We start from the raw sequence: 25842 nt of genomic DNA, 5'->3' as shown, positions 1-25842 counted from the left end.
CGCGGCGCGGGTATTTCAGCGATTGAAACGGGTTTTACTGGATCTGCCCGTGGCAATGCTTGAATTTCTTGCCCGAACCGCAGTAGCACAGCTCGTTGCGACCCAGCTTCTGCTCGTTGCGAACCGGTGCGGTGGCGAGGGCCACATCGACCTCTTCACCCAACACTTCCGGCTGCTCCAGACCAGGAGCCTCTTCATGCAGGAACTGCATGCGTGCTGCCAGTGCTTCGGCTTCCTGACGCAGGCGCGCCTCTTCTTCGACCGGATCTTCGCGGCGAACCTGAACATGCGACAGCACACGGATCGAGTCGCGCTTGATCGAATCCAGCAGCTCGGAGAACAGCGTGAACGACTCGCGCTTGTATTCCTGCTTCGGGTTCTTCTGGGCGTAACCACGCAAGTGGATACCGTGACGCAGGTGATCCATGGTCGACAGGTGGTCTTTCCACAGGTCGTCCAGCACGCGCAGAACGATTTGCTTCTCGAAGGTGCGCAGCGCTTCGGCGCCCGCCTGGTCTTCTTTCTCGTTGTACGCCGCCATGAGCTCCTGCATCAGCTTCTCACGCAGGGTTTCTTCGTACAGGTGATCGTCTTCGTCGAGCCATTGCTGGATTGGCAGCGCCACACCGAAGTCGCTCTGCAACGCGGCTTCCAGACCGGCCACGTCCCACTGCTCAGGCAGCGATTGCGGCGGAATGTGCGCGCTGACAGTGGCGTTGAGTACGTCCTGGCGGAAGTCGGCGATGGTTTCACCGATGTTGTCGGCGGCCAGCAACGTGTTACGCATGTGATAAATCACTTTACGTTGTTCGTTGTTGACGTCGTCGAACTCGAGCAGTTGCTTACGAATGTCGAAGTTACGACCTTCAACCTTGCGCTGAGCCTTTTCGATGGCGTTGGTCACCATGCGGTGCTCGATCGCTTCGCCAGGCTGCATGCCCAGGGCTTTCATGAAGTTCTTCACCCGGTCAGAGGCGAAGATGCGCATCAGGCTGTCTTCCAGCGAAAGGTAGAAACGGCTGGAACCGGCGTCACCCTGACGACCCGCACGACCCCGCAACTGGTTGTCGATACGGCGCGATTCGTGACGCTCGGACGCGATCACCTGCAAACCGCCCGACTCGAGCACTTGCTGGTGACGTTTCTGCCAGTCGGCCTTGATCTGGGCAATCTGCTCAGGGGTCGGGTCTTCCAGCGAAGCCACTTCCACTTCCCAGTTACCGCCCAACAGGATGTCGGTACCACGACCGGCCATGTTGGTAGCGATGGTCAGTGCGCCTGGGCGACCGGCCTGAGCGATGATCTCGGCTTCTTTTTCGTGGAACTTGGCGTTCAGAACCTTGTGTTCGATGCCTTCCTTCACGAGCAGACTGGACATGTGCTCGGAGGTTTCGATGGTGGCAGTACCCACCAGCACCGGACGGCCTGCGGCCATGCTTTCCTTGATGTCGGCGACGATTGCCGCGTATTTCTCTTCGGCAGTCAGGAACACCAGGTCGTTGTAGTCCTTACGGGCCAACGGCTTGTTCGGTGGAATGACCATGACCTGCAGGCCATAGATCTGATGGAACTCGAACGCTTCGGTGTCGGCCGTACCGGTCATGCCGGACAGTTTGTTGTACAGACGGAAGTAGTTCTGGAACGTGGTCGATGCCAGGGTTTGGCTTTCGGCCTGGATGTTCAGGTTTTCCTTGGCTTCGATGGCCTGGTGCAGGCCTTCGGACAAACGACGGCCCGGCATGGTACGACCGGTGTGTTCGTCGACCAGGACAACCTGGCCGTCTTGCACGATGTATTCGATGTTGCGGTTGAACAGTTTGTGCGCACGCAGACCGGCATAAACGTGAGTCAGCAGGCTCAGGTTATGCGCCGAGTACAGGCTCTCGCCTTCAGCCAGCAGGCCGATGCGGGTGAGGGTTTCTTCGACGTACTGGTGACCGGCTTCGTTGAGCTCGACCTGACGGGTCTTCTCGTCAACGGTGAAGTGGCCAGCCTTGGTGACTTCGCCTTCGACTTCCTCAACGTGCAATTCCAGCTGCGGGATCAACTTGTTGATCTCGATGTACAGCTTGGAGCTGTCCTCGGCCTGACCGGAAATGATCAGCGGAGTACGAGCTTCGTCGATGAGGATGGAGTCAACTTCGTCGATCACGGCAAAATTGAGTTCGCGCTGGAATTTTTCTTCCATGCTGAACGCCATGTTGTCGCGCAGGTAATCGAAACCGAATTCGTTGTTGGTGCCGTACGTGATGTCGGCGGCGTAGGCAGCGCGCTTTTCTTCCGGCGGCTGGAACGGCGTGACCACGCCGACCGTCAGGCCGAGGAATTCGTAGAGCGGACGCATCCAGTTGGCGTCACGACGGGCCAGGTAGTCGTTCACCGTCACAACGTGCACGCCCTTGCCGGACAATGCGTTGAGGTAAACGCCCAGTGTTGCCACCAGGGTCTTGCCTTCACCGGTACGCATCTCGGCGATCTTGCCTTCATGCAAGGTCATGCCGCCGATCAGCTGGACATCGAAGTGGCGCATACCCATGACGCGCTTGCCGGCTTCGCGGGCGACCGCGAAGGCTTCTGGCAGCAGCTTGTCGAGGGTTTCCCCTTTGGCGATGCGGGCCTTGAACTCATCCGTCTTGGCACGCAATTGATCGTCCGAAAGGGCCACCATTTGCTCTTCGAAGGCATTGACGAATTGCACCGTCTTGAGCATGCGTTTGACTTCACGCTCGTTCTTGCTTCCAAAAAGTTTCTTTAACAAAGGCGCAAACATATCGGCAGGATCTTCCACACTAAAGGGATGGAGGGCGGCCCCGTGAGTCGCCCGTGCAGCCCTCATGGCCGCATGCGAACGAGCATTCTACCCGGAAACGGTGGTGAGGAAAGTGGCGATATTCCACGATGCTGGCACTGCGCTTTGACGGGGCTCACTTAAAATAGGGGCGTTTTGCTCAACTTCAAGCCATCAAGGGAAGAAGTTAGTCGTTGATTTAATGAGCAAAGCAGGGACAAAAGCAATGGGGCGAGTGCATCCGGTGCTTTCTGCTACCATGGCGACTCTGTTACTTCAGGGTCTGATCATGGCATTTCGCCCACTTACGGCCAAAGTACCGGCCGTTCTACTACGCGAAGCCAAGCCGCTTAAAGCCATTCTTGGCCACGCGCAACGCCTGGGTCATTTGCAACGTTTGCTCGAAAGCCAGTTGCAACCCGCCGCTCGCGAACACTGTCATGTGGCGTCGTGGCGCGAAGGCAGTTTGTTGCTGATTGTCACCGATGGCCACTGGGCTACCCGCCTGCGCTACCAGCAAAAGCGCCTGCAACGGCAACTGCAGATGTTCGACGAGTTCACCAACCTCACGCGGATTCTGTTCAAGGTTCAGCCGCCCACCGTTCAGCGAGGTGCGACCGGTCATACGATGGATTTGTCCAATGATGCCGCTGCAACGATTCAGGCCACCGCTGACGGCATCAGTGATCCGAATTTGCGGGCGGCGCTGGAGCGTTTGGCTGCGCACGCCAAGACACGGAATTAGAAGCTAGATCAAAAGATCGCAGTCGGCGGCAGGTCCTGCAGGTCCTGCAGGTCGCTGCGATCTTTGCTTTTAACGGCGTTTTTTGCCGCCTAATAAAGAGCCCATCAAGCCGCGCACCAACTGTCGGCCAATTTGATTCGCTGCCTGTTGCATCGCCGACTTCAGCGCCTTCCCCGCCGCCGTGCCGAGAAACTCTCCCGCCTGTTCGGTGAAACTCGGTTCTTCCGGTTTGCCAGGTGCAGTTTCGGGTTCCGGCGCCAGCCCCTTGCGCCCCATCAGCACTTCATACGCTGACTCGCGATCAATCGGTTTGTCATAACGACCCTGCAACGACGAACCAGCGATCAATCCCCGACGCTCGGCATCACTCAGCGGCCCGATCCGCGATTGAGGGGGCGCCACCAAAACCCGCTGCACCATCTCGGGCGTGCCCTTGTCCTGCAAAGTACCCACCAGCGCCTCGCCGATCCCGAGTTCAGTCAACACCGATAAAGCATCGAACGCCGGGTTCGGCCGGAAGCCCTCGGCCACCGCCCGCAGAGATTTCTGTTCCTTGGCGGTAAAGGCACGCAAGCCGTGCTGTATCCGCAGCCCCAGTTGCGCCAGCACGTCATCCGGCAAGTCACCCGGCGATTGGGTGACGAAATAAACACCCACGCCTTTCGAGCGAATCAGCCGTACCACTTGCTCCAGCCGATCCTGCAACGCCTTGGGCGTACCGGCGAACAACAAGTGCGCTTCGTCGAAAAACAACGCCAGCAGAGGTTTGTCCGCATCGCCGCGCTCCGGCAGCTGCTCGAACAATTCGGCCAACAACCACAACAAGAACGTCGCGTAGACCTTCGGCGCTTCATGCACCAGACGACTGGCATCGAGCAAGTGAATGCGCCCACGGCCCTCGGCGGTCGGTTGCAGAATGTCTTCGAGCTGCAATGCCGGCTCGCCGAACAGCGCTTCAGCGCCCTGCTGCTCCAGAGTCGCCAAACGCCTTAGTAAAGCCTGGCTGGAACCGGTGGTCATCAACGCTGCATCGTCGCCCAGCAACGCCGGATTGTCCTTGAGGTGATTGAGCAGCGCCTTCAGGTCTTTCAAATCCAGGAGTAACAAGCCCTCGCGGTCGGCAACCTTGAAGGCGGCGTACAGCGCCGACTGCTGACTGTCGGTCAGCTCCAGCAAGCTTCCTAACAGCAGCGGCCCCATTTCACTCAAGGTTGTACGCAATGGATGACCGGACTGACCGTGGATGTCCCACAGGGTGACCGGATAAGCCGCAGGCTTGTGGTTCAGCCACGGCATCCCGGCGATCCGTTCGGCGATCTTGCCCTGAGGATTGCCCGCGGCGCCGAGCCCGCACAGGTCACCTTTGATATCGGCGGCGAACACCGCCACGCCGGCATCGCTGAAGGCTTCGGCCATGCGTTGCAAAGTGACGGTTTTACCGGTCCCCGTGGCACCGGCGATCAAACCGTGACGGTTCGCCAGGCGCATGGCCTGGGCGATCGGCTGCCCCGCGAGATCGGCGCCGATAACGAGTTGCAATGAGTCAGGCATTTGGTCACCCATGGTTAATCTTTGGTCCTACACGGCCGATAGAAATAACGACAAAGCAGACAGACACAATCTGGTAGGACATTTCCCTTAAGGAGCGATGGAAATATCACTTGCTTTCAACCGTGCCCGATTTACGTGCCTTTATAAAAGCACGTGCTGGGCATTAAGACCTTAGCGGAACTCCAAGCCATGAACAAAAATCTACGCTTCAGCCATAAAATCCTGCTTGCCGCCGCCCTCATCGTCATTGCCACCTTCTCCTCGTTCTCCCTGTACAACGACTATTTACAGCGCAACGCCATCCGCGAAGACCTGGACAACTACCTCAATGAGATGGGCGATGTCACCGCGAACAACATCCAGACGTGGCTGACCGGCCGTATTCTGCTGATCGAAAACCTCGCCCAGAACATCGCCATCAACCCGGAACAACCCAACGTTGCCAGTCTGCTTGAACAGAAAGCTCTGACGTCGACATTCATGGCGTCCTACCTGGGCGATGCCACCGGGCACTTCACCATCCGTCCGGACGCGAAAATGCCTGACGGTTTCGACCCACGGGTCCGCCCTTGGTACAAGGGCGCGGAAAACAGCAGCACCGCGACCCTGACCGAACCCTACGTCGATGCCGCGACCGGTCAAACAATCATCTCCATGGCCATCGCTTCGAAAAAGGCCGGGCAAAGCGTCGGCGTGGTCGGCGGTGACTTGAGCCTGCAAACCTTGATCGACACCCTCAGTGCCCGCGACTTCGATGGCATGGGTTACGCCTTTCTGGTCAGCGCCGACGGCAAGATCCTGGTTCACCCGGACAAAACCCTGGTGATGAAGTCCCTGAGCGAGGCGTACCCGAAAAGCACCCCGCGCATCAGTCGTGACTTCAGTGAAGTGGACGTCGATGGCAAGACCCGACTCGTCACCTTCACCCCGATCAAGGGCCTGCCATCCGTCAACTGGTACATCGGTCTGTCCGTCGACAAGGAGAAAGCCTTCTCGATGCTCAGCGAATTCCGCGCCTCGGCGGTCGTTGCGACGGTCATTTCCGTCGTGATCATCATCGCCCTGCTGGGCATGCTTATCCGCATCCTGATCCAGCCGTTGCACGTGATGACCCGCGCCATGGCCGACATTGCCGACGGCGAAGGAGACCTGACCAAACGCCTGACCATTGTGAACAACGATGAATTCGGCATCCTCGGCACCGCGTTCAACCGTTTCGTGGAGCGTATTCACGGTTCGATCCGCGAGGTGTGCTCGGCCACCGGCCAGGTCAATGAAGTGGCCTTGCGTGTGGTCGCGGCTTCGAACTCGTCGATGTACAACTCCGACCAGCAAGCCTCGCGCACCAACAGCGTGGCGGCGGCGATCAATCAGCTCGGGGCCGCCGCCCAGGAAATCGCCCGCAACGCCGCGCAAGCGTCGAACCAGGCCAGCGATGCCCGCAGCCTGGCGGAAGACGGTCAGCAGGTGGTGGATCGCAGCATTGTCGCGATGAATCAGCTGTCGCACATGCTCAGCGCCTCCAGCAGCAACATTGAGTCGCTCAACAGCAAAACCGTGAACATCGGGCAGATCCTCGAAGTGATTACCAGCATCTCCCAGCAAACCAACCTGCTGGCGCTTAACGCCGCCATCGAAGCAGCGCGTGCGGGTGAAGCGGGACGCGGGTTTGCGGTGGTGGCCGATGAAGTGCGCAACCTGGCGCACCGTACTCAGGAGTCGGCGCAACAAGTGCAGACCATGATCGAGGAGCTGCAAGTCGGCGCCCGCGAATCCGTCAGTACCATGAGCGACAGCCAGCGCCACAGCCAGGACAGTGTGGAGATCGCCAACCTGGCGGGCGAACGCCTGAGCAGCGTGACCCAGCGCATCGGCGAGATCGACGGCATGAACCAGTCAGTGGCCACGGCGACCGAAGAACAGACGGCAGTGGTGGAATCGATCAACGTCGACATCACCGAGATCAACACCCTCAATCAGGAAGGCGTGGAAAACCTGCAATCGACGTTGCGGGCGTGTTCGGATCTTGAGCAACAGGCGGCGCGGTTGCAGCAACTGGTCGGTAGTTTCAGGATCTAAGGCGCTTTCGCCGCCCCATCGCTGGCAAGCCAGCTCCTACAGTAGATATACAGTGCAACAAAGATCTCTATAGGAGCTGGCTTGCCAGCGATGGCCGTCTGTAACACTCCGCAAAAACTCCGCTATGCCCCGCCGTCCAAACCCCAACCGAACATCTATTCTTCAGGAAGGTCAACCTAGGGAGAACAACGGACCGGAGGGATGTTCATCGTGCATATCGCGGACATAACCATGTTCTACGCCCCCGCCAGCGGTGGCGTGCGCACTTATCTGGATGCCAAGCACCGTCGCCTGTACACACGGCCGGGCATTCGCCACAGTTTGCTGATACCGGGGGCTTCTTTCAGTGAACAGGAAGGTATTTTCACCGTCCCGGCACCCGCCCTGCCTTTCGGCAAAGGCTACCGCTTCCCTCTCCGCCTCGCGCCCTGGCGCAATGTCCTGCACGATTTGCAACCCGAACTGATAGAAGTCGGCGACCCGTATCTCACCGCCTGGGCCGCTCTGGATGCTCGACGGCAACTCGATGTCCCGGTGATAGGCTTCTATCATTCGGACCTGCCATTGCTGGTCAGCAACCGCATGGGCAACTGGGTTACGCCTAACGTGGAAGCCTATGTCAGCAAGCTTTACAGCAACTTCGACCGGGTGCTGGCGCCGAGCCGGGTGATGGCCGACAAACTGATTGGCCTGGGAGTGAGGAACGTCTTCGTCCAGCCCTTGGGCGTCGATTTGCAAACCTTCCATCCCGATGCCCGCGATCCCGGCTTGCGCGCCGAACTGGGGATCGACGAAAACACGCACCTGCTGATTTTCGCCGGGCGCGGGTCCAAAGAAAAAAACCTGCCGGTGCTGCTCGACTGCATGAAACATCTGGGCCGGCGTTATCACTTGTTGCTGGTTGGCTCATCGATGCCGAGCGTCGTACCGGCCAACGTCACCGTCATTGACGAGTTCTGTCCCGCCCCCCAAGTCGCACGCCTGATGGCCAGTGCCGATGCATTGCTGCATGCCGGCGACCAGGAAACCTTCGGCCTGGTGATACTGGAAGCCATGGCCAGCGGTATTCCGGTGGTAGCCGTGGCAGCGGGGGCTTTTGAAGAAATCGTCACCGATCAATGCGGCTTGCGGTGCCGACCGAACGATCCCCTGGCGATGGCCAATGCCGTGCGCGAGTTGTTCAATGCCGGCAGCGCGGTCCTCGGTCGACAAGCCCGACGGCATGTCGAAAAACACTACGCCTGGGACACCGTGGTCAACAGCTTGCTCGGTCACTATCACGCCGTGCTCGGCAACCCATTGCCACGAGTGGTCAATGGCTGATCCCATGAATAAGCCCAGCCTGCTGTTGGTATTGCACGACGTCGCGCCGCAGACCTGGGCCGATTACCAACCCTTTGTCGAAGCCGTCGACGCCCTCGGCACTGTGCCAATGACGTGGCTGGTGGTGCCGGACTTTCACAAACACAACGACCTGGACGCGCACGCGGGGTTTCGCCGAGTGCTCGATGAAAGGCTGGCCCGGGGCGATGAACTGGCGCTGCACGGTTATTTTCATTGCGACGACGGGCCGATGGCGAGCAATCCGCGAGACTGGTTCATGCGCCGCGTTTATACCCACGAAGGCGAGTTCTACAGCCTTTCGCGGGAAGAGGCTCTCACCCGCCTGCATGCCGGCATCGACGTGTTCCAGCGTTACGACTGGCCGCTGCACGGTTTCGTCGCGCCAGCCTGGTTGATGAGCGAGGGCACCCGTCAAGCGTTGCGCCAACTGCCGCTGAGTTACACCAGCGACGCGCAACATCTCTATCGTTTGCCAGACTTCTCAGCGATCGATGCGCCGGGCCTGGTCTGGAGTGCGCGCAGCGCCTGGCGTCGGGGCTTGTCGAAACTTGTCAGCAATCAGCGCGAGCAACAGTGGCGGCAAGCGCCGGTCATTCGACTTGGCCTGCACCCGGTGGACATGCGTCATGAGTTTTCCCGTGACTATTGGCTGCAAACACTCAAGCGACTGCTCGCCGAAGGTCGGGTGCCGATGACCAAGGCCAATTGGCTGGCGCTGCAAAGCCACCGCTCAGGTCGCGCCGCATGAGTCGCGGGATTCTGCTGCTGATCGGCCTGCTTGGGGCGGTGCTGATTCCCTGGGTGTTGGGCGGGAACGAGACTTGGTCTCGGCTGCAGAGCTTTCCGTTGAGCGGGTTGCTGGTGATGTTCGGCATGATCCTGCTGTGCTGGGTCGTCAACACGATGCGCCTGCAGCTTTTACTGGGTGATCAGCGCGACAAGGTGAGGCCGATCAAAAGCCTCGGGGTGGTGATGGCCGCCGAGTTCGCCTACTGCGCCACGCCCGGCGGCAGTGGAGGACCACTGACGATCATGGCGCTGTTAGCGCGTAACGGCGTCCGCCCGGCCCGAAGCAGTGCCGTGTTCGCCATGGACCAACTGAGCGATTTGTTGTTTTTTCTCTGTGCACTGAGCGGGATTCTGATCTATGCGCTGTTCCAGCATCTGAGTCAGCGAATGGAGTGGCTGCTGACCGTCAGCGCCGTCTCGATGTTTGGTGGGCTGCTCAGTTGCGTGCTGGTGGCGCGCTATCACCGTTCGCTGATTCGCCTGAGCGGGCGATTGCTGGCACGTCTCAATGTTCAATTCACGACCCGTATGCGCTGGGCGCGAAAACTCCTGCGCTTCCTGGCGGCATTTACCGACACGCTCAAGCTGCCGTTTCAGACGTTGATCACGGTATTTGCCCTGACCTGCCTGCACTGGTTCCTGCGCTACAGCGTGCTGTATCTGGCGCTGCGCGGACTCGGCGCGGACTTGCAGTGGGCCTGGTGTTTCCTCATCCAGATGCTGTCACTGAGCGCGGGGCAGTTCAGCCTGTTGCCCGGAGGGGCCGGGGCGGCGGAACTGACGTCGGCCGCGCTGTTGGCTCCGATGGTGGGGAAATCCACGGCGGCAGCGGCGATTTTGATCTGGCGAGCGGTGACCTACTATTTCTATTTGCTGGTCGGTGGCCCGGTGTTTCTGCTGATGCTTGGGCGACCGTTGCTCAAGAAATTGATGAGACTCAAGCAAGCCTGATCATCGAGAATCCGTAGGAGATGGCTTGCCAGCGATAGCGATCCGACGGCCAATGCAAGGCTCAAAATCCATCGCCAGCAGCCGGCTCCTACAGGTTGGAGTCCTTGTTCTCTGCGTCAGACTCATCCTGCAACTGCTCCCACAATTCGGCGGCACCAGGAAAATCCGTACCGTCCTCAGGGCCCATGTCATCCGGATCGTAACGACTCAAACAACCCTCACCCAGTGTGGCGGGTGCCTTGGAAGTGGCTTTGTCCAGTGGATCGGCCATGTTCATGTCCTCGGGTAGAAACGACGAAGGGCCTGAGCGATTGAACGCCCAGGCCCTTCGAATTTCAACCGGGAGATGTTACGGAGATCAGAACACCACGGTTTTGTTGCCGTGCACCAGCACGCGGTCTTCCAGGTGATAACGCAGTCCGCGAGCCAGCACCATTTTCTCGACGTCACGACCGAACCGCACCATGTCTTCGATGCTGTCGCTGTGGCTGACGCGCACCACGTCCTGCTCGATGATCGGGCCGGCGTCCAGTTCTTCAGTCACGTAGTGGCAAGTCGCACCGATCAACTTCACGCCACGCAGGGAGGCTTGGTGATAAGGCTTGGCACCGACGAACGACGGCAGGAAGCTGTGGTGAATGTTGATGACTTTGTGGGCGTATTCGCTGCACAACTCCGGCGGCAAGATCTGCATGTAGCGGGCCAGCACCACCACTTCGGCGTCATGCTGCTTGACCAGGCGCGAGACTTCGGCGAACGCCGGCTCCTTATCCTGCGGGTTGACCGGCACGTGGTAGTACGGAATGCCGTGCCATTCGACCATGCTGCGCAGGTCGTCGTGGTTGGAAATCACGCAGGCGATTTCACAATCCAGTTCATCGCTGTGCCAGCGGTGCAGCAAGTCGGCGAGGCAGTGGGATTCGCGGCTTGCCATCAGCACCACGCGCTTCTTCTGCGCGGTATCGGTGATGCGCCAGTCCATCGAGAACTCTTCGGCAATCGGCGCGAACGCTTCGCGCAAGGCTTCGATACCGAAAGGCAACGAGTCGGCACGAATTTCGTGACGCATGAAGAACCAGCCACTGAGATTGTCCGAGTGGTGGCTCGCTTCGGTGATCCAGCCGTTATGGGATGCCAGAAAGTTACTGACTTTAGCAACGATACCGACGCGGTCCGGGCAAGAAATCACCAGCCGAAAAGTGCGCATTAGGGGGAAACTCCAGAACTTCGCAAAGGCGACCATTCTAGCGATTGCGCAGCAAAACTGCAGTATTGATCACCTTCCATCCCGCCCGAGGGTCCGTGACAAGGCGTGGCCGGCCCTCGCGGACGGCGTAATTGCTTTGATGTTTTTCATCTACAGGCATTCAATTTTGAATATCTCGGCCGGCTGTCTCGAACTATTTAATCGCACATCCAATGTGTGGCGAATTCACCGTAACTAAATTAAATAAACTTCGCTTTAATGTTTACTTGATGAAATACCCTGACTATTATTGCGGCACTGTTCCCTGCCCTCCTATGAACTGCATAAGGTAGTCATCATGTCCTTGATCAACGAATATCGCGCCACCGAAGAAGCTATCAAAGAGCTGCAAGCCCGTTTGAAGAATCTGTCCCAAGACGACAAACTGCAAACCGAGCTGGAATTCGAAGGCAAACTGCGCACCCTGATGGGCGAATACTCCAAATCCCTGCGTGACATCATCGCGCTGCTGGATCCAGAGTCCAAAACCAAGGCACCACGTGCGGGCGCAGTAAAAACTACTGGCACCAAGCGTGCTCGCAAAGTTAAACAATACAAAAACCCGCACAACGGCGAAGTCATTGAAACCAAAGGTGGCAACCACAAAACTCTGAAAGAGTGGAAAGCCAAGTGGGGCGGTGACGTGGTTGAAGGCTGGGCTACCCTGCTGGGCTAAGCCATAGCCTGTCGCAGACGGATCTGCGACAAAAAATAACGCCAGCATTGCGCTGGCGTTTTTTTATGCCTGGAGTTCAGGCCCCAGGCATTTTCGATTTCAAAGATTCAAACGTTTGCGTAATCCCTGGACATACTCTTGCCATTCATTCAGCACTTCTTGCTGAAGTGATGTCGCAGTAAGGGTCATTTGGGCTGCGGCCTCCGCGAAACTTTCCAGGGTATTCGGCGCTCCCCACTCTGGGTCCGCTAAACGTTTCTGACAGAATATTCGCCAGCGCTCTTGCTCTTCGAAATTCAACGTATCGGGGAAGTTACGAGCGCGATATCGAAACAATAATTCGGGCAAACGTTCATCATCGAAAGGCCATTGCTCTTGCGCTAATTGCGCCGGATCGACGGTTCGGACTTGTTCGCATAGACGCCGATCGCGGTCACCGATAAAACCCTCGTATAACTGTTGTTCAGGGTCTTGGCTGGAAGAAAAATCCTCGCGGGCATAAATCGCCAGAACTTTATCCTGCCAAACTTTCTGCGCGTCATTTAGCCGCAGCGCTCGTTGCTGATACAGGGCCATATCCATCCCCAGGCGTTGCTGGTCTTCAGGGCGAAGCACCGACAACGGCGCCACCACCGGGCATTTATTGATATGGATAAGCTTGAGCGGAACCGGTAACTCACCTTCGGCCAGATCATCGCGGCGGGTATACAGCCGCTGACGCAAGGTTTCAGCATCCAGATCCAGCAAGCCCTGAGGATCGAGGTGCAGGTCGCAGACGATCAAGGCGTTCTTGTTGCGCGGGTGCCAGGCGAGAGGAAGCACCACGCCGACGTAACTGCGCGCCGCGGAAAAGCGCCCGGAAATGTGCACCATCGGTTGGAGCAGGCGTATCTGATCCAGCACCTTTTGCTTGCTGCGCAACTGAAACAGCCATTCATACAGCTTTGGCTGCTTTTTCCGGATCAGGCGCGCCAGGGCGATGGTTGCGCGTACGTCCGACAACGCTTCGTGCGCGCTGCCGTGATCAATGCAGTTGGCGGCGGTCAGGCGTTCCAGTTTGAGCGTCACCCGCCCCTCGTCGTCCGTCGGCCAAACGATGCCATCCGGGCGCAAGGCATAGGCCGCTCGCACTACATCGATCAGGTCCCAGCGACTGTTACCGCCCTGCCATTCCCGCGCATAGGGGTCGAAAAAATTGCGGTACAGGCTGTAGCGGGTCATCTCATCGTCGAAACGCAAGGTGTTATAGCCCGCGCCGCAGGTCCCGGGGGCCGCCAATTGGGCGTGCACGCGGGTCATGAAGTCGGCTTCGCTCAGACCTTGTTCCGCCAAGCGGCGAGGAGTAATGCCAGTAATCGCACAGGCCGCCGGGTGCGGCAGGATGTCGTCACTGGGCTGGCAATAGAGGTTGACCGGCTCGTCTATTTCATTGAGATCGAAGTCAGTACGCAGCCCCGCCATTTGCAGGGGGCGATCGCAACGCGGGTTGATGCCCGTCGTTTCATAGTCGTACCAAAAGATAGAGGTCACGGGCTAATCCTGAACTGAAGATCGGCGAAGTCTAGGCGTTCATATCCCGCTCCGGCCAGTAATCTTGTCATTCCATCACGTCCGGCGACTCACTGTGCAATACATAGTTATGTCGTTTTCCTCGACGGGGCTGCTAGCATCCGATGGAGAAACATCCCGATCAGGCCACATCATCAGGTTGCCCATGCTCGAGACCACAGCACTGCGAAGGAAAGCAACGCTGTCCCCGCCACTGGATACGCAGTATCAAGTCGAAACGCCGGAAGGCATCGATTTGCCCCTGCGTCCGGCCGGGCTGATGGTTCGCGCCCTGGCGTTCGCCATTGATCTGGTCCTGCGCGGCTTGATTCTCGGCCTGCTGTTCATCGGCTTGTCGATGCTCGGCAAACTCGGTGCTGGATTGGGATCTCTGCTGATCTTTGGCGTGAGCTGGTGGTACATGGTGTTGTTCGAAGTCCTCAATCAGGGCCGCTCGCCGGGCAAGCAGTGGATGGGCCTGCGCGTGGTGCAGGATGACGGCACGCCCATTGGCTGGTCGGCATCGCTGCTGCGCAACTTGCTGCGATTTGTCGACCTGTTGCCGTTCGGCTATTTCCTTGGCGCCATCAGCTGCCTGCAACACCCCAGCTTCAAACGCCTCGGCGACCTGGCCGCCGGTACGCTGGTGATTTACCGAGATCATCCACTGACCCGACCGCAACTCCCACCCGCCGAACCCCGTCGCCCGCCGTTCACCCTGACGTTGACCGAGCAACGCGCCATTCTCGGGTTCGCCGAACGCCAGGGTGAACTCTCCACTGCCAGGGTCAATGAACTGGCATCGATCCTCGCCCAACCCATGCAGGTGCCACCGTCACAGTCGGTGGCCGAACTCAACGGTATCGCCCGTGGATTGTTGGGGCCGGCATGAAGCAAAGTCTTTTCGAACATCGGCACATGGCCGAATGGGAGCAGTTTTCCCTGATGCTGGACAGGCTGGAACGGGACAAGCAGGCCGTGGGAGTCGAGAGTTTCCCCAGCGATTATCGGCGCCTCTGCCAACACCTGGCACTGGCTCGGGAGCGCGGTTACAGCAGTTTCCTCATCGACTCGTTGCAGCAACAAGCCCTGCGCGGTCACCAGCAGCTTTATCGCCATCGCAGCCGATTGAGCGCCCATGTGCTTGCATTCATCCTCGCGGACTTCCCGCGATTGGTACGCCAGCAGTGGCGCTTCGTACTCGCTGCCAGCCTGATGTTTTTTGGCAGTCTCGTTGGCATGGCGCTGCTTGTTTACCTGTTTCCCGACCTGATCTACAACTTGATTCCCGCTGAACAAGTCAGCGAAATGCAGAGCATGTACGACCCCGACGCCGGTCACCTCGGGCGCTCGGCGGAACGCGCAGCCAGTGAAGACTGGGTGATGTTCGGCTACTACATCATGCACAACATCGGAATCGCTTTTCAGACCTTCGCCAGCGGATTGCTGTTTGGTCTGGGCAGCGCGTTTTTCCTCATCTTCAACGGCTTGATGATCGGCGCAGTGGCCGGACATCTGACGCAGATCGGTTTTGGGCAAACCTTCTGGTCATTCGTGATTGGCCATGGCGCCTTCGAACTGACCGCCATTGCCCTGGCCGGAGCCGCCGGCCTGCAACTTGGCTGGGCGTTGATCGCACCAGGACGCCTGCCCCGTGCCGAAGCCCTGCGAATAGCAGCACGAAAGAGTGTGCTGCTGATCTGCGGGGTCATGCTGTTTCTGCTGATTGCGGCGTTTATCGAGGCCTACTGGTCATCAATGACAGCACCATCGCCCCTGATCAAATACCTGGCGGGTGCCTCGCTCTGGGCGTTGGTCGCGATTTACCTGCTGTTCGCTGGACGGACTCGCCATGCGCCTGAGTGACGCCAGCGTAGTCATCCGTCCGCGCCCGACCTGGGAAGCCATGGATCTGGGGGTGCTGTTGAGTCAGCGTCACCGACGCCTGCTGATGACCAGTTGGGCCATCGTCACCTTGCCGGTTTTCGCGTTGCTGACTTGGGTTTTCTGGGACTCGCCAACCCTCGCTGTGTTTATTTTCTGGTGGTTGAAACCGGCCTTCGAACGCCTGCCGCTGTTCATCCTGTCCAAAGCCATGTTTGGTGAAACGCCCAGCCTGAAACAGGCGTTGCGCCAATGGCTGCGTTTGCTGAAGCCACAACTGCTGGCCAGTTTGACCTGGCGACGACTGAGCCTTAGCCGTAGCTTTCTGCTACCGGTGGTACAGCTCGAAGGATTGAGTGGAGAAGCGCGACAACAGCGTTTAGAAGTGCTGTTACAGCGCGACGCCGGCGCGGCGCGGTGGCTGACGATCATAGGCGCGCACCTGGAAACCGCGTTGTGGATTGGTTTGATGGTGCTGTTTTATCTGCTGCTGCCGCAACAGGTCGCGCTCGACTGGAGCTGGCAGTCGCTGATTTCCGCCATGAATCAGGACTGGTTATGGCTGGAACACCTGACCAACGCGTTTTACGTCCTGGTGTTGATGGTGTGGGAGCCGATCTATGTGGCCTGCGGCTTCAGCCTTTATTTGAACCGGCGCACCGTATTGGAAGCCTGGGATATCGAACTGGTGTTCCGCCGCATGCGCCAACGCTTGAGCGGTATAACCCTCGCGGTGTTACTGACGGCGTTCCTGTTGATGCCTGCCGCACAAAATGTCAGTGCCGCCATACCGGTCGCTTCACCCGACAGCCCGCGCTTACTGCACCAGCCGCTGACCAGCCAGGCTTCCCGGGACAGCATCAAGGCGATCCTCGACCAACCGCCATTCAAGAACAAGGAAACAGTGACCCGATACCGCTTCGGCGAGGACAAACCTGCCGCCGAGCCCGGGAATGACGACAACATGCCGCAATGGCTGAAGACCTTAATGAAGCTGTTTGATGCACAGCGTTTCGGCGCATTGGCCAACTTGATAGAGGCCTTGCTGTGGGGCACTGCGATTGCTGCCATCGGGCTGTTGATGTGGCGCTACCGCGACTGGTTACAGGCCTTTGTCAGCCGTCGCCCAAGGCCCGGCAAAAAACTCGCACGAGAGCTGCCGCAACAGGCTTTCGGCCTGGATCTCAAACGCGAAACCCTGCCCGCCGACATTGCCGCCAGCGCCGAAGCACTTTGGCCAGCCCAACCTCGGGAAGCACTTGGATTGCTGTATCGCGCCCTGCTCAGCCGCTTGCTGCACGATTTCAACATTGCGCTGAAAGCCGCCGACACCGAAGGACAGGTGCTTGAACGCGTCGGGCAACTGCAGCAACCGAACTTGCTGGCCTTCAGCAAAAACCTGACCGGCCACTGGCAGAACATGGCCTATGGTCACCGACTGCCACCCGCGCATTTACAGCAGGAATTGTGTGACGGTTGGCGCGCCCTGTTCGGTTCGGGAGCATCCCGTTGAACCGGCGCAGTTGGCCATTGATGCTCGGTGTGTTGATCGCCGTGTTTCTGGGCGCGCTGAGCACTTATCTGTACCTCAAGGCCAAGCCCTATCCGGAAGAAATCGATCACGGCCCCTCACCGCAAGCCCAGGCCAATTCATATCTGGCCGCTGAACATTTCCTGCGCAAACAGGGCTTGAGCGTCACCCATGCCAATCGCCTCGACGTCCTGCCAACGCTCGAACCGCGTCGCCACAGCCTGTTATTGCTCGGCGAACGCCGCAACATGACCCCGCACCAGATTGATCAGCTGATGACTTGGGTCCGGGCTGGCGGGCGTTTGTTGTTCGTGGCCCAGTCGCTGTGGGATGAGAAGACCGGGCAAAGCAATGACTTGCTGCTCGACCGGGTCCAGGTCCAGCAATTCTTGAGCAAAGACGTCAACGCCCCGCCGCCCGACATTAGTGACGACCCGTACCCGAAACTCACCAAGCTCCGTCTGCAAGACGAAGACGCACCGGCCTACGCCAACTTCGATACCGCATTCCATATCGAAGATCCGAAACACCTTGCCCAAACCCGGGCTGGCAGTGGCAAAGCCACGCATCTGTTGCAGCTCAATCACGGCCTCGGTTCGATCATTGTCGTCACCGACGCAGACCTGTGGAAAAACCCGGCCATCGATCAGTACGACAACGCCTGGCTGCTCTGGCACCTGACCGTCGGTACAGCGGTGACCCTGCTGTTCAACACCGATCACGACAGTGTGTGGACCTTGTTGCTGCGCTATTTTCCGCAGGCACTGGTGGCCTTGATCGCCCTGATCGGTCTTGGCTGCTGGCATGTCGGCGTGCGTCATGGCCCGCTGTTGGAACCGGCACCCAGGGCACGCCGCCATCTACTGGAACACTTGAGTGCCAGCGCCGACTTCATGCTGCGCCGCAACGGTCAGGACAGCCTGTTGCACGCCTTGCAGCAGGATATCCTGCGTCGCGTCCGGCGCCGTCATCCCGGTTTTGAACAACTGGATACCGATGAACAATGGCGGGTCCTCGCACGCCTGACCGGCCAACCCACCCACGTCATCAGCCAGGCCATGAGCCCGCGACCGAAGCAACGATTTTCCAGCGTTGAATTCAGTCGCCTGGTCGCTCACCTGCAATCCTTGAGGAACGCCTTATGATCGAACCGACCGAGCCCGGTACACAGGAACACGATGCCCGGCAACGCGAGCGCGCCAGTCAATTGGCTCAAGCGATTCGTGCCGAGCTGCAAAAAGCCGTGATCGGCCAGCACAGCGTGATCGACGACGTTCTCACAGCATTGATTGCCGGTGGCCATGTGTTGCTCGAAGGCGTGCCGGGCCTGGGTAAAACCTTGTTGGTGAGGGCATTGGCGCGCTGCTTCGGTGGCGATTTCGCGCGCATTCAGTTCACCCCTGACCTGATGCCCAGCGACGTCACCGGGCACGCGGTGTACGACTTGCAGACCGAGCAGTTCAAACTCCGCAAGGGTCCGTTGTTCACCAACCTGTTATTGGCCGACGAGATCAACCGCGCCCCGGCGAAAACCCAGGCGGCGCTGCTCGAAGCCATGCAAGAACGGCAAGTCACCCTCGAAGGCCACGCCCTGCCCATCGCGCAGCCGTTCATGGTGCTCGCCACGCAAAACCCCATCGAACAGGAAGGCACTTACCCGCTGCCGGAGGCCGAACTCGATCGCTTCATGCTCAAGGTGCGCATGGACTATCCCGACGCCGGGCAAGAGCTGGACATGGTGCGTCAGGTCAGCCGCTCGACCCGCGCCGACATGCTCGACGTGCAGCCGTTGCGCACGGTGTTGCAGGCCAAGGACGTGCTGGCCCTGCAACGCATCGCCAGTGATCTGCCGCTGGACGATCAGGTACTCGATTACGCCGTGCGCCTCGCTCGCACCACCCGCAGCTGGCCGGGCCTGACCCTCGGCGCCGGCCCACGGGCGTCCATCGCGCTGGTGCGATGTGCCCGGGCCCGTGCGCTGCTGCGCGGCGGTGAGTTCGTGATTCCGGATGACATCAAGGGTTGCGCCCTGGCCGTGCTGCGTCATCGCGTGCGCATCGCGCCGGAGCTGGATATCGAAGGGCTGGATGTCGAACAAGTGCTTCAACAAATGCTCGACCAAGTGCCGGCGCCGCGCCAGTGAAACCCTCGCGCCTGATGCTCGCCTGGCTGTTTATCCTGCTGGCCTGCGGCATTGTGACGGGTACTTTTCGGGTATTGGCGTTCGTGGTTCCGGCCAATCTCATGGCGATTAACTGGGGGTTGCTCTTGGCGCTGCTGACCCTGGCCATGCTGGACGCAGTTCGCCTCAAGCGTCTGCCTTCGCCCCGGGTGAAACGCCAGTTGCCCGGCAGCCTTGCTCTGGGCAGATGGAGCGAAGTACAACTGACTGTCGAACACGACTTTGCACAACCGCTGAACGTTCAAGTCTTCGACCATGTACCACCGGGCCTCGACTTCGAACACCTGCCGCTGACGGTCGAATTGCAACCCGGTCAGTACAGCCGAATCGACTACCGGTTACGACCGCTCAAACGCGGGCACTTCAGTTTTGCACAGTGTGAAATCAGCCTGCCCAGCCCATTGGGTTTGTGGTCCGAAAAACGCTTGCTCAACGTGACTGACAACACCCGCGTCTATCCCGACTTCGCCCACCTCTACGGTGGTCAGTTATTGGCCGTGGATAACTGGCTCAGTCAGCTCGGCGTACGCCAACGACAACGTCGAGGCCTGGGCCTGGAGTTTCATCAATTACGTGAATTTCGCGAAGGCGACAGCCTGCGCCAGATCGACTGGAAAGCTACCGCCCGACAACGCACCCCCATTGCACGGGAGTACCAGGACGAACGCGATCAACAAATCATCTTCATGCTCGACTGCGGCCGCCGCATGCGCAGTCAGGACGGTGAGTTGTCGCATTTCGATCATGCGCTCAACGCCTGTTTGCTATTGAGCTACGTCGCGCTGCGTCAGGGCGACGCAGTGGGGTTCAGCACCTTTGCCAGCGAACAATCACGCTACCTCGCCCCGGTCAAAGGTACCGGGCAGCTCAACGTTTTGCTCAATACCGTCTATGACCTGAGCAGCAGTCAACGCAGTGCTGACTATCAAGCGGCCATCACCCAACTGCTAGCCCGACAAAAACGTAGGGCGCTGGTGGTATTGGTGACCAATCTGCGCGATGAAGACGGCGAAGAACTGCTGAGCGCCGTCAAACGCCTGGGCAAGCAACATCGAGTGCTGGTGGCGAGCTTGCGCGAAGACGTACTCGACAGCGTGCGCGATGCACCGGTCCAGACCTTGCAGGAAGCACTGAATTATTGCGGCACGGTGGATTACCTGAACGCACGAACCGAAAACCATGAGCGGTTGAGCGCTCATGGGGTCTCGGTCATGGACACGCGACCCAGCGAACTGGGACCGGCATTGGTGACCCAGTATTTGAGCTGGAAGCGGGCCGGGAAGCTTTAATCCCGGAGCCTGTCGCGAACATCAACCGATATAGGATCGGTCATCAAGCGACAGTTCACTCACCGCCAAAGGAACAATGCGCAAATCAATCTTGAAGTCCGTGACATATATTCCCCCCACCTCACCGTCATCAGCACTGGTCACCAGCAGATCAATTGTTTTATCAGACCTTACTAGCCCCTCAATCGCATAAGGGGCATAAGGCCTGAAGTCAGCCAGAGGTTGATTGGCTGATACCAAGGGTTCCTCTTGGCCTCGTCGGCTGACAAAAGTCTCTCTGAAGACTTCTTTCCCCCCTCCCGTTGTCAGCGAAACGACACTTGGCTTGTTACCCCGCACCTCATAGGCGAACGAAATCCAATAGACCGCATCAGCATCAGGACGTATGGGTAGCTCAAAGGTGCAAGCGGCGGTCGCCCCCTCGGTCATTTGCAAGTACGTCTTTCCCGTTGCGCTGTCTTCACGTACGGCGTGATTGCCCGTTACCGTCCAGACCTCACGCCAATTTCCGCTGAAGTCACCGTGGTTAATCAGATTTCGTCCTTCGATCGGTTCATCACTGCTCATGGCTGCCTCACCTTTGTTGGCGTCGATATTTCCGGAGTCGATAAACATTTACCGATATCAGGATTTGGCTTCGAGTTTTTCAATCACCTTTTGCGTGTACGTCGGGTTGCCCACAAAGGCCAGGTAGCGCACCCGCACGATGATGTCTGTCAGGCTTTGCTTGAGCGCCTCCTGTTCGTCTGCCTTGCCCATCGGCAGTTCGAGTCTCCACTTCGATACAGCGCCGGTGCCTTCGAAAGGCTGGTAGCGTTCATCACCGAAATTCATCATGTGCTGCCCGCTGTCATCGATACCGGTGGACACCGCTATTTGCTGGCTATTGCGCAAATTAAGCTTGATATCCGCAGGCGTGCGCGAGGCGTCGGGCGCATAGAGGTAGTCCAGAGAAGATACGACGGGTTTCACCGCCGTGATGCTCGATAGCTGAGTGAGGGTCAGTCGAATGTCCTGATAGGGCCCCAAGACCACCGGCAGCGTGACGTCCACAGTGGTGATTTGTCGGCAGTAATGGCCTGGATAGTCGCGGTCGAATAGCCGCTGAGGGAACTCGTAGTCGAGGACTCCATCGTCGGTAAACTTTTTGAGCACCTTTGCCCAGTCATCTTGAGCCGGATCTTCCTGGGCATTGGCATCAAACAGCTGACGCAGGGACACGGTCTTGATCAACTCCAGGCGCCGTTCGTGGCGGTGAAGGAAGGCCGACTCCATGCGCAACAGATCCAGGGCCATGGACTCGCCAGCCATCAAGCCGTGATAGTTATCCATCCACACGTTGGGCCGAACGAAGGTGGTGTCGTAATCGCCCATTTCGTATTGCCAGGACGCCTGGGCGCTCAGGCATAGCCCGACCACGGCATCGTGCGCCTGGTAGTAGTGGGTGGCCATCTGGCTCAGCAGCCAGCGGTACAGTTCAACGTTGGTGGTTCGGGTCTTGTGGAACGAGTAGATCGCCTGGGCCTGTTCTGCGCTTTTTTTGGCTTGGCGCAGACTGGCTTGAGCCGCGACGATGGCGTGTTCCTGGGTAAGGATCTGCTCATCGATCACTTCTATTTCTCCTGCGGCCTGTTGTTCCTGAAAACTCCATTCGGCGGCACGACGCAGATGATAGGCGGTGATACGCATACTTTCAGACACCGCAAAGGCACCGGCACCTATTCCTGCCAACACCGATGAGGCGCTCTGTATCGGAGCGCCCAAATCCCCAACCTGCGTTGTCGGTGCAACCACCGGAAACGGCCCGACAGCGCCTGCCATGGCTCCAACTTTGGCGACTGCCCTGGCCAAACCCGATGCCGCCTCGGGAATCAATGCTGCTGCCCCCGATAACCGGCCAACAACACCCAATCCATCTGCAATTATTTCCGTCGCCAACAAGCCTCCTGCCTGTTGATCCTTGTAATACGCCTCGCGTTTTTCCAGTACTGCCCTGCTTTTTCCCAATCCCTCTTTCGCCACCTTCAACTGATCAATCGTGGCTTTCTGTATCTCGCTGGCAAACGCGCTGAGTTCAATCAAGTGACTTTGTTGCAGCTCTTCCAATTGCCCTCGATCACGTTGTTCCATGAACTGCAGCACTTGTTGGCCGAAGCGCATCAAGGTCTGCACCGCATTTTGTGAAGAGGCGAGCATGGTGCGGAACCGGTAATGCGGGATGTTCAACCAGCCACCGGCGCTGCGTGAAGTGCCCGATGAGCCACCCGCCTGGGCGCGAAGCAAATCCAGCGGGTTGGTCGGTGGCGCGAACAGGGGCAACCACATGGGTTTGCCGTCAATAGTCAGATTATTGGCCATGTTCCACACGCATTGCTCGATATGCCGCCACAGGTCCAGCAGCATCTCGTTGGTCGCTGGGCGGAACTCATCCAGGTCAAGACCTGCCAGTTGCGGAGTACCCACCACCCGTTCAGGAAGGTTCGCCACTTTGACCTCGACTGAATGCTCAAACAGTTCCAGCTTCGAAGGGCTTCGAGCGGCTTCACGGTTGAGAATGTCCTTCACCGGCTTCGGTACCCAATGGCTCATGGGAGCGACATCCGGTTTTGGCCCGAGCAACACCAGCGCACGTTCATACAACAACTTGGCCGCCACCAGATCGTCACGGGTCAAGCGCCGATATAGCGAGTCGGCATGGGCAAGAATGCAGCGCACGTACCCCACGAAGATCGCTTTGCGATAGATGACCGGATTGGCATACGCCATGGCGTCCGGGTCCACCAGGTTGTCGGCTTCCGCACCGGCATAACCGTCCTCAAGCAATGGCCGGCAGTTCCAATGAGCCACCTCAACTGAAAGGTCTTTTGATCGTGCGTTTTGTGGATTGAAGAGGTAATGAAACCAGCGCTGGGACTCCAGATAGCTACGCTCTTCGCTCAGCCGATGGGCGATAAGGAATGGCACATGGAAGAACAACTCCCAGTAAAAAACTCCATGAGCGCCTTTGAAGTCCATCGGCACGGCCGCGAAACTACCCAAGGCGCCTACAGGAGCAGGCTCGAGGGTGTGCTGGGTTTCCCAGGACAACAGTTCATCAATCGACACCGCCACTTTCGACTTCAAGACCGGACCAAACGGCGAGTTGAGTCGAACCCAATGCAAATTGGACAAACCCAACGCCCGCAAATCCAGAAACTGCGCACCCGAGGCCTGGGTATCGAGCAGCGGCAAACTGCCGGCAGTCGGTGCTTGATTGATGGTCACGTTGTATTTGTCGCGCCCGCGGGTACCGCTGTCATCGCCCCAGGTCACGCTCAACGTCTTGCCTTTCGGATCGCCTTCCCAAGTGTGTTCGAGCCAACCAGAGGCGTACCAATGTTCGAGGTCGAAGTCGAAATCCTGTGCCTTGAGTTGCGTGGTTCCCTCAAACAGCTTCAGGCCGAAGCGCAGATGTTGCGGTTTAGCGTTGACTGAAAGCTTGTTGACCGGGTCGTTGAAACGGGCCGGACCGAGCGGTGTACGCACCGACATGCCGGCACCATTAAACGCTTCGTCAGGCCTACTGAGTGCGAGATGTTCCAGATTCTCCCGGGACAAATTGATGACCTTCGTCGCTCGCGCCCAATTCCCGGGAACGGTGGAAAATTCGTTGGCCTCGATCGTACCCAGCACCAATTCTTGCTCTGCCATATCCTTGAATAACAACTCGACTTTCATCGCTGCGACTTGCAAATGGCAGGTCAGCAAAACCGATGAGGGTCCGGCGTACGAAATCTCGAAGTAGGCGAGTGAGTTAGCAAATCTATGCTGAGAAAGCAGGACGATTTCCTTCAAGTCGAAATCGAGCCTTGTGGCCTGACACAAACCTTGAACCTGCAGGCGGTTTTTGATTTTTCCCTGGTCGAGTTCACTGCTGAAATTCAGGTTCACGCCCAGCGTATCGCTGAGGTCGCCCCTAACGGTTCCACCACTGGCAGGCGCCAGCAGCACTCGATTGAGCGCCGTATATTCATCGCGCGTGACTTTGTGCTGCAACAGTCGCTGGTCCTTGAACCGCCCGTTCGCCCAGCTTTGCAAGGTCGCGACCTTGACCGGTTGCGGCTCCATATAGGCGTCCACGCAGGAGAACAGCCAGCCTGGCGCGGTGTCATCGCGTGAGGCTTGCACGCCCGATACAGCATCGAGGCCGGTAAAACCGACGGCAAGCCAGTCATCGATATCCTTTTTACCTTCTGCATCCGATACAACCGTTACCGCCACCAAACGCATGGCGCTTTTGTTCAGAACGGCGAACTCTTCCTTGCGCAAACTGACAGGCGTCGACCAGATATCGTTCAGCCCCAACCAGGACAACTTTGCCTCTATGGTCCAGGCGCCAGGCTTGGTGACGTTACCGTCCTTGTCCTTCTCATCCTTGGCTTGTTCGCCTTCGATGTAAACGACACTCAATCGACCGCCGAAGACCACCGGGCGAACCGCCAGCACCTCCAGCCCCGCTGGCAGCAGCAACTCCTCCCATTCGCTCCAGCCCGCGGGATTGAGATAATCCAGTTCCTTGTTTTGCTCGTTGATGTGCACCCGCACCTTGCGCCAGTAGTAGGAGTAAGGCTGCTCCGTCTGCCGACCGATAAAGTAATAGTGCGTGTTCTTGAAGGTCGGAACTTGCGCAACGCTTGATGGCTTGTCCGTGCTATCGATGAAGGCGGATACCAGTTTCAAGTTGCAGACTTTTTCAAACTTGCCCAAGTGCTCGTAAAGCGCCGCCTTCACCGATGAATCGCTGATGCGCGCTTGCGACAAGTTATTTTCCAGGTCGATAAATGACTTGGTTTTCTTCAAACGCAAACCCGGGGAAAGGTAATTTTCCGGGTAGTCCTCAAGCATCTGGTAACCGGCCCAGTCGCTGATGTTGCATAAACGTTTGTGCCAGTACTCCAAATCTCCTTCGGTAAATTTCTCGCTGTAGCCGGGCTCCATCTTCGAATAGATACGCCCCAGATAACGCTGCAAACAGGCAATCGCTTCCACGAGCGGAGACGTATCGACCTTGGCGGTCATCTGGGTATCCATCAGCAGATACTGTTGCACGTCATCAATGGTTGTCAGGCGCAGAGGCTGCTCTCGACGTTGATCCTGGACCGCGGCAACATGGCTCCGGTAGTAATCCACCAATGCACTACGACGACGCTCTGCCAATGCTCCGATAACGGGTTTGTTCATCGCAATTCTCCTTTGACGC

At 58.3% G+C, this 25842-nt stretch carries 19 protein-coding genes; 12 read left to right on the top strand and 7 right to left on the bottom strand.

Features of this window, described 5'->3' with window-relative positions:
- Window positions 1-34 precede the first annotated feature (34 nt).
- The gene (gene secA, locus ABVN21_RS01195) at window positions 35-2770 is read right to left on the bottom strand and encodes a preprotein translocase subunit SecA (RefSeq protein ID WP_339555354.1); all 2736 of its coding nucleotides are present in this window, start codon (window positions 2768-2770) and stop codon (window positions 35-37) included.
- 307 nt (window positions 2771-3077) lie between these two features.
- Here secA and ABVN21_RS01190 point away from each other — a divergent pair, with 307 nt between their 5' ends.
- The gene (locus ABVN21_RS01190; RefSeq protein ID WP_339555355.1) at window positions 3078-3533 is read left to right on the top strand and encodes a DciA family protein; all 456 of its coding nucleotides are present in this window, start codon (window positions 3078-3080) and stop codon (window positions 3531-3533) included.
- Between the two features lie 69 nt (window positions 3534-3602).
- Here the strand turns inward: ABVN21_RS01190 and ABVN21_RS01185 are convergent, their stop codons facing one another.
- On the bottom strand, window positions 3603-5084 hold the full coding sequence (locus ABVN21_RS01185; RefSeq protein ID WP_339555356.1) for a helicase HerA-like domain-containing protein: 1482 nt from the start codon (window positions 5082-5084) through the stop codon (window positions 3603-3605).
- A 189-nt stretch (window positions 5085-5273) separates the two neighbouring features.
- Here ABVN21_RS01185 and ABVN21_RS01180 point away from each other — a divergent pair, with 189 nt between their 5' ends.
- The 4 genes from ABVN21_RS01180 (at window position 5274) to ABVN21_RS01165 (ending at window position 10247) form a co-directional block, all read left to right on the top strand.
- The gene (locus ABVN21_RS01180) at window positions 5274-7163 is read left to right on the top strand and encodes a methyl-accepting chemotaxis protein (RefSeq protein ID WP_339555357.1); all 1890 of its coding nucleotides are present in this window, start codon (window positions 5274-5276) and stop codon (window positions 7161-7163) included.
- Between the two features lie 201 nt (window positions 7164-7364).
- Window positions 7365-8486, top strand: coding sequence for a glycosyltransferase family 1 protein (locus tag ABVN21_RS01175; protein WP_339555358.1), 1122 nt, complete (start codon window positions 7365-7367; stop codon window positions 8484-8486).
- Window positions 8479-9255: a polysaccharide deacetylase family protein gene (locus tag ABVN21_RS01170; protein WP_339555359.1), complete on the top strand. Its 777-nt coding sequence runs from the start codon at window positions 8479-8481 to the stop codon at window positions 9253-9255. Before ABVN21_RS01175 ends, ABVN21_RS01170 begins: the two co-directional genes overlap by 8 nt.
- Entirely contained in the window at window positions 9252-10247 is a 996-nt protein-coding gene (locus ABVN21_RS01165) for a lysylphosphatidylglycerol synthase transmembrane domain-containing protein (protein WP_339555360.1), read from the top strand. The genes ABVN21_RS01170 and ABVN21_RS01165 overlap by 4 nt, the downstream gene beginning before the upstream one ends.
- Window positions 10248-10335: 88 nt before the next feature.
- Here the strand turns inward: ABVN21_RS01165 and ABVN21_RS01160 are convergent, their stop codons facing one another.
- Together ABVN21_RS01160 and purU are read right to left on the bottom strand one after the other, a co-directional pair.
- Complete coding sequence (locus tag ABVN21_RS01160) at window positions 10336-10518, bottom strand: hypothetical protein (protein WP_339555361.1); 183 nt, start codon at window positions 10516-10518, stop codon at window positions 10336-10338.
- 87 nt (window positions 10519-10605) lie between these two features.
- Entirely contained in the window at window positions 10606-11454 is an 849-nt protein-coding gene (gene purU, locus ABVN21_RS01155; protein ID WP_339555362.1) for a formyltetrahydrofolate deformylase, read from the bottom strand.
- Between the two features lie 337 nt (window positions 11455-11791).
- Between purU and mvaT the strand changes: the two genes are divergently transcribed.
- Window positions 11792-12169, top strand: a complete 378-nt coding sequence (gene mvaT, locus ABVN21_RS01150; RefSeq protein ID WP_064679411.1) for a histone-like nucleoid-structuring protein MvaT — start codon at window positions 11792-11794, stop codon at window positions 12167-12169.
- Between the two features lie 99 nt (window positions 12170-12268).
- Here the strand turns inward: mvaT and sbcB are convergent, their stop codons facing one another.
- On the bottom strand, window positions 12269-13699 hold the full coding sequence (gene sbcB, locus ABVN21_RS01145) for an exodeoxyribonuclease I (RefSeq protein ID WP_339555363.1): 1431 nt from the start codon (window positions 13697-13699) through the stop codon (window positions 12269-12271).
- A gap of 184 nt (window positions 13700-13883) precedes the next feature.
- Between sbcB and ABVN21_RS01140 the strand changes: the two genes are divergently transcribed.
- The 6 genes from ABVN21_RS01140 to ABVN21_RS01115 are packed head-to-tail and all read left to right on the top strand — an operon-like array spanning window position 13884 to window position 20603.
- Entirely contained in the window at window positions 13884-14609 is a 726-nt protein-coding gene (locus tag ABVN21_RS01140; protein WP_339555364.1) for an RDD family protein, read from the top strand.
- Window positions 14606-15583 (top strand): stage II sporulation protein M, encoded by a 978-nt coding sequence (locus ABVN21_RS01135; RefSeq protein ID WP_339555365.1) that lies wholly within the window; start codon window positions 14606-14608, stop codon window positions 15581-15583. The genes ABVN21_RS01140 and ABVN21_RS01135 overlap by 4 nt, the downstream gene beginning before the upstream one ends.
- Entirely contained in the window at window positions 15570-17114 is a 1545-nt protein-coding gene (locus tag ABVN21_RS01130; protein WP_339555366.1) for a DUF4129 domain-containing protein, read from the top strand. Before ABVN21_RS01135 ends, ABVN21_RS01130 begins: the two co-directional genes overlap by 14 nt.
- Window positions 17111-18277 (top strand): DUF4350 domain-containing protein, encoded by a 1167-nt coding sequence (locus tag ABVN21_RS01125; RefSeq protein WP_339555367.1) that lies wholly within the window; start codon window positions 17111-17113, stop codon window positions 18275-18277. Before ABVN21_RS01130 ends, ABVN21_RS01125 begins: the two co-directional genes overlap by 4 nt.
- The gene (locus tag ABVN21_RS01120; RefSeq protein ID WP_339555368.1) at window positions 18274-19275 is read left to right on the top strand and encodes a MoxR family ATPase; all 1002 of its coding nucleotides are present in this window, start codon (window positions 18274-18276) and stop codon (window positions 19273-19275) included. The genes ABVN21_RS01125 and ABVN21_RS01120 overlap by 4 nt, the downstream gene beginning before the upstream one ends.
- Complete coding sequence (locus ABVN21_RS01115) at window positions 19272-20603, top strand: DUF58 domain-containing protein (RefSeq protein WP_339555369.1); 1332 nt, start codon at window positions 19272-19274, stop codon at window positions 20601-20603. Before ABVN21_RS01120 ends, ABVN21_RS01115 begins: the two co-directional genes overlap by 4 nt.
- 21 nt (window positions 20604-20624) lie before the next feature.
- On the opposite strand, the gene ABVN21_RS01110 is transcribed toward ABVN21_RS01115, so the two are convergent.
- Window positions 20625-21218, bottom strand: a complete 594-nt coding sequence (locus ABVN21_RS01110; protein ID WP_339555370.1) for a hypothetical protein — start codon at window positions 21216-21218, stop codon at window positions 20625-20627.
- A 9-nt stretch (window positions 21219-21227) separates the two neighbouring features.
- A complete protein-coding gene (locus ABVN21_RS01105; protein WP_339555371.1) occupies window positions 21228-25823 on the bottom strand; it encodes a neuraminidase-like domain-containing protein in 4596 nt (1531 codons plus the stop codon).
- Window positions 25824-25842 lie beyond the last annotated feature (19 nt).

Origin of the sequence: Pseudomonas sp. MYb327 (assembly GCF_040438925.1) — a bacterium.
Taxonomy (GTDB): Bacteria; Pseudomonadota; Gammaproteobacteria; order Pseudomonadales; family Pseudomonadaceae; genus Aquipseudomonas.
This window is presented reverse-complemented; position numbering and strand designations above follow the sequence as displayed.

What these genes read in the sequence shown, in the direction of transcription:
- ABVN21_RS01190 (WP_339555355.1), top strand. Translation starts at nt 3,078, where the DNA reads ATGGCATTTCGCCCACTTACGGCCAAAGTACCGGCCGTTCTACTACGC.
- secA (WP_339555354.1), bottom strand. Translation starts at nt 2,770, where the DNA reads ATGTTTGCGCCTTTGTTAAAGAAACTTTTTGGAAGCAAGAACGAGCGT.
- ABVN21_RS01140 (WP_339555364.1), top strand. Translation starts at nt 13,884, where the DNA reads ATGCTCGAGACCACAGCACTGCGAAGGAAAGCAACGCTGTCCCCGCCA.
- ABVN21_RS01120 (WP_339555368.1), top strand. Translation starts at nt 18,274, where the DNA reads ATGATCGAACCGACCGAGCCCGGTACACAGGAACACGATGCCCGGCAA.
- ABVN21_RS01130 (WP_339555366.1), top strand. Translation starts at nt 15,570, where the DNA reads ATGCGCCTGAGTGACGCCAGCGTAGTCATCCGTCCGCGCCCGACCTGG.
- ABVN21_RS01105 (WP_339555371.1), bottom strand. Translation starts at nt 25,823, where the DNA reads ATGAACAAACCCGTTATCGGAGCATTGGCAGAGCGTCGTCGTAGTGCA.
- ABVN21_RS01180 (WP_339555357.1), top strand. Translation starts at nt 5,274, where the DNA reads ATGAACAAAAATCTACGCTTCAGCCATAAAATCCTGCTTGCCGCCGCC.
- ABVN21_RS01135 (WP_339555365.1), top strand. Translation starts at nt 14,606, where the DNA reads ATGAAGCAAAGTCTTTTCGAACATCGGCACATGGCCGAATGGGAGCAG.
- ABVN21_RS01160 (WP_339555361.1), bottom strand. Translation starts at nt 10,518, where the DNA reads ATGGCCGATCCACTGGACAAAGCCACTTCCAAGGCACCCGCCACACTG.
- ABVN21_RS01185 (WP_339555356.1), bottom strand. Translation starts at nt 5,084, where the DNA reads ATGCCTGACTCATTGCAACTCGTTATCGGCGCCGATCTCGCGGGGCAG.
- ABVN21_RS01165 (WP_339555360.1), top strand. Translation starts at nt 9,252, where the DNA reads ATGAGTCGCGGGATTCTGCTGCTGATCGGCCTGCTTGGGGCGGTGCTG.
- ABVN21_RS01175 (WP_339555358.1), top strand. Translation starts at nt 7,365, where the DNA reads ATGTTCATCGTGCATATCGCGGACATAACCATGTTCTACGCCCCCGCC.
- ABVN21_RS01110 (WP_339555370.1), bottom strand. Translation starts at nt 21,218, where the DNA reads ATGTTTATCGACTCCGGAAATATCGACGCCAACAAAGGTGAGGCAGCC.
- mvaT (WP_064679411.1), top strand. Translation starts at nt 11,792, where the DNA reads ATGTCCTTGATCAACGAATATCGCGCCACCGAAGAAGCTATCAAAGAG.
- ABVN21_RS01170 (WP_339555359.1), top strand. Translation starts at nt 8,479, where the DNA reads ATGGCTGATCCCATGAATAAGCCCAGCCTGCTGTTGGTATTGCACGAC.
- purU (WP_339555362.1), bottom strand. Translation starts at nt 11,454, where the DNA reads ATGCGCACTTTTCGGCTGGTGATTTCTTGCCCGGACCGCGTCGGTATC.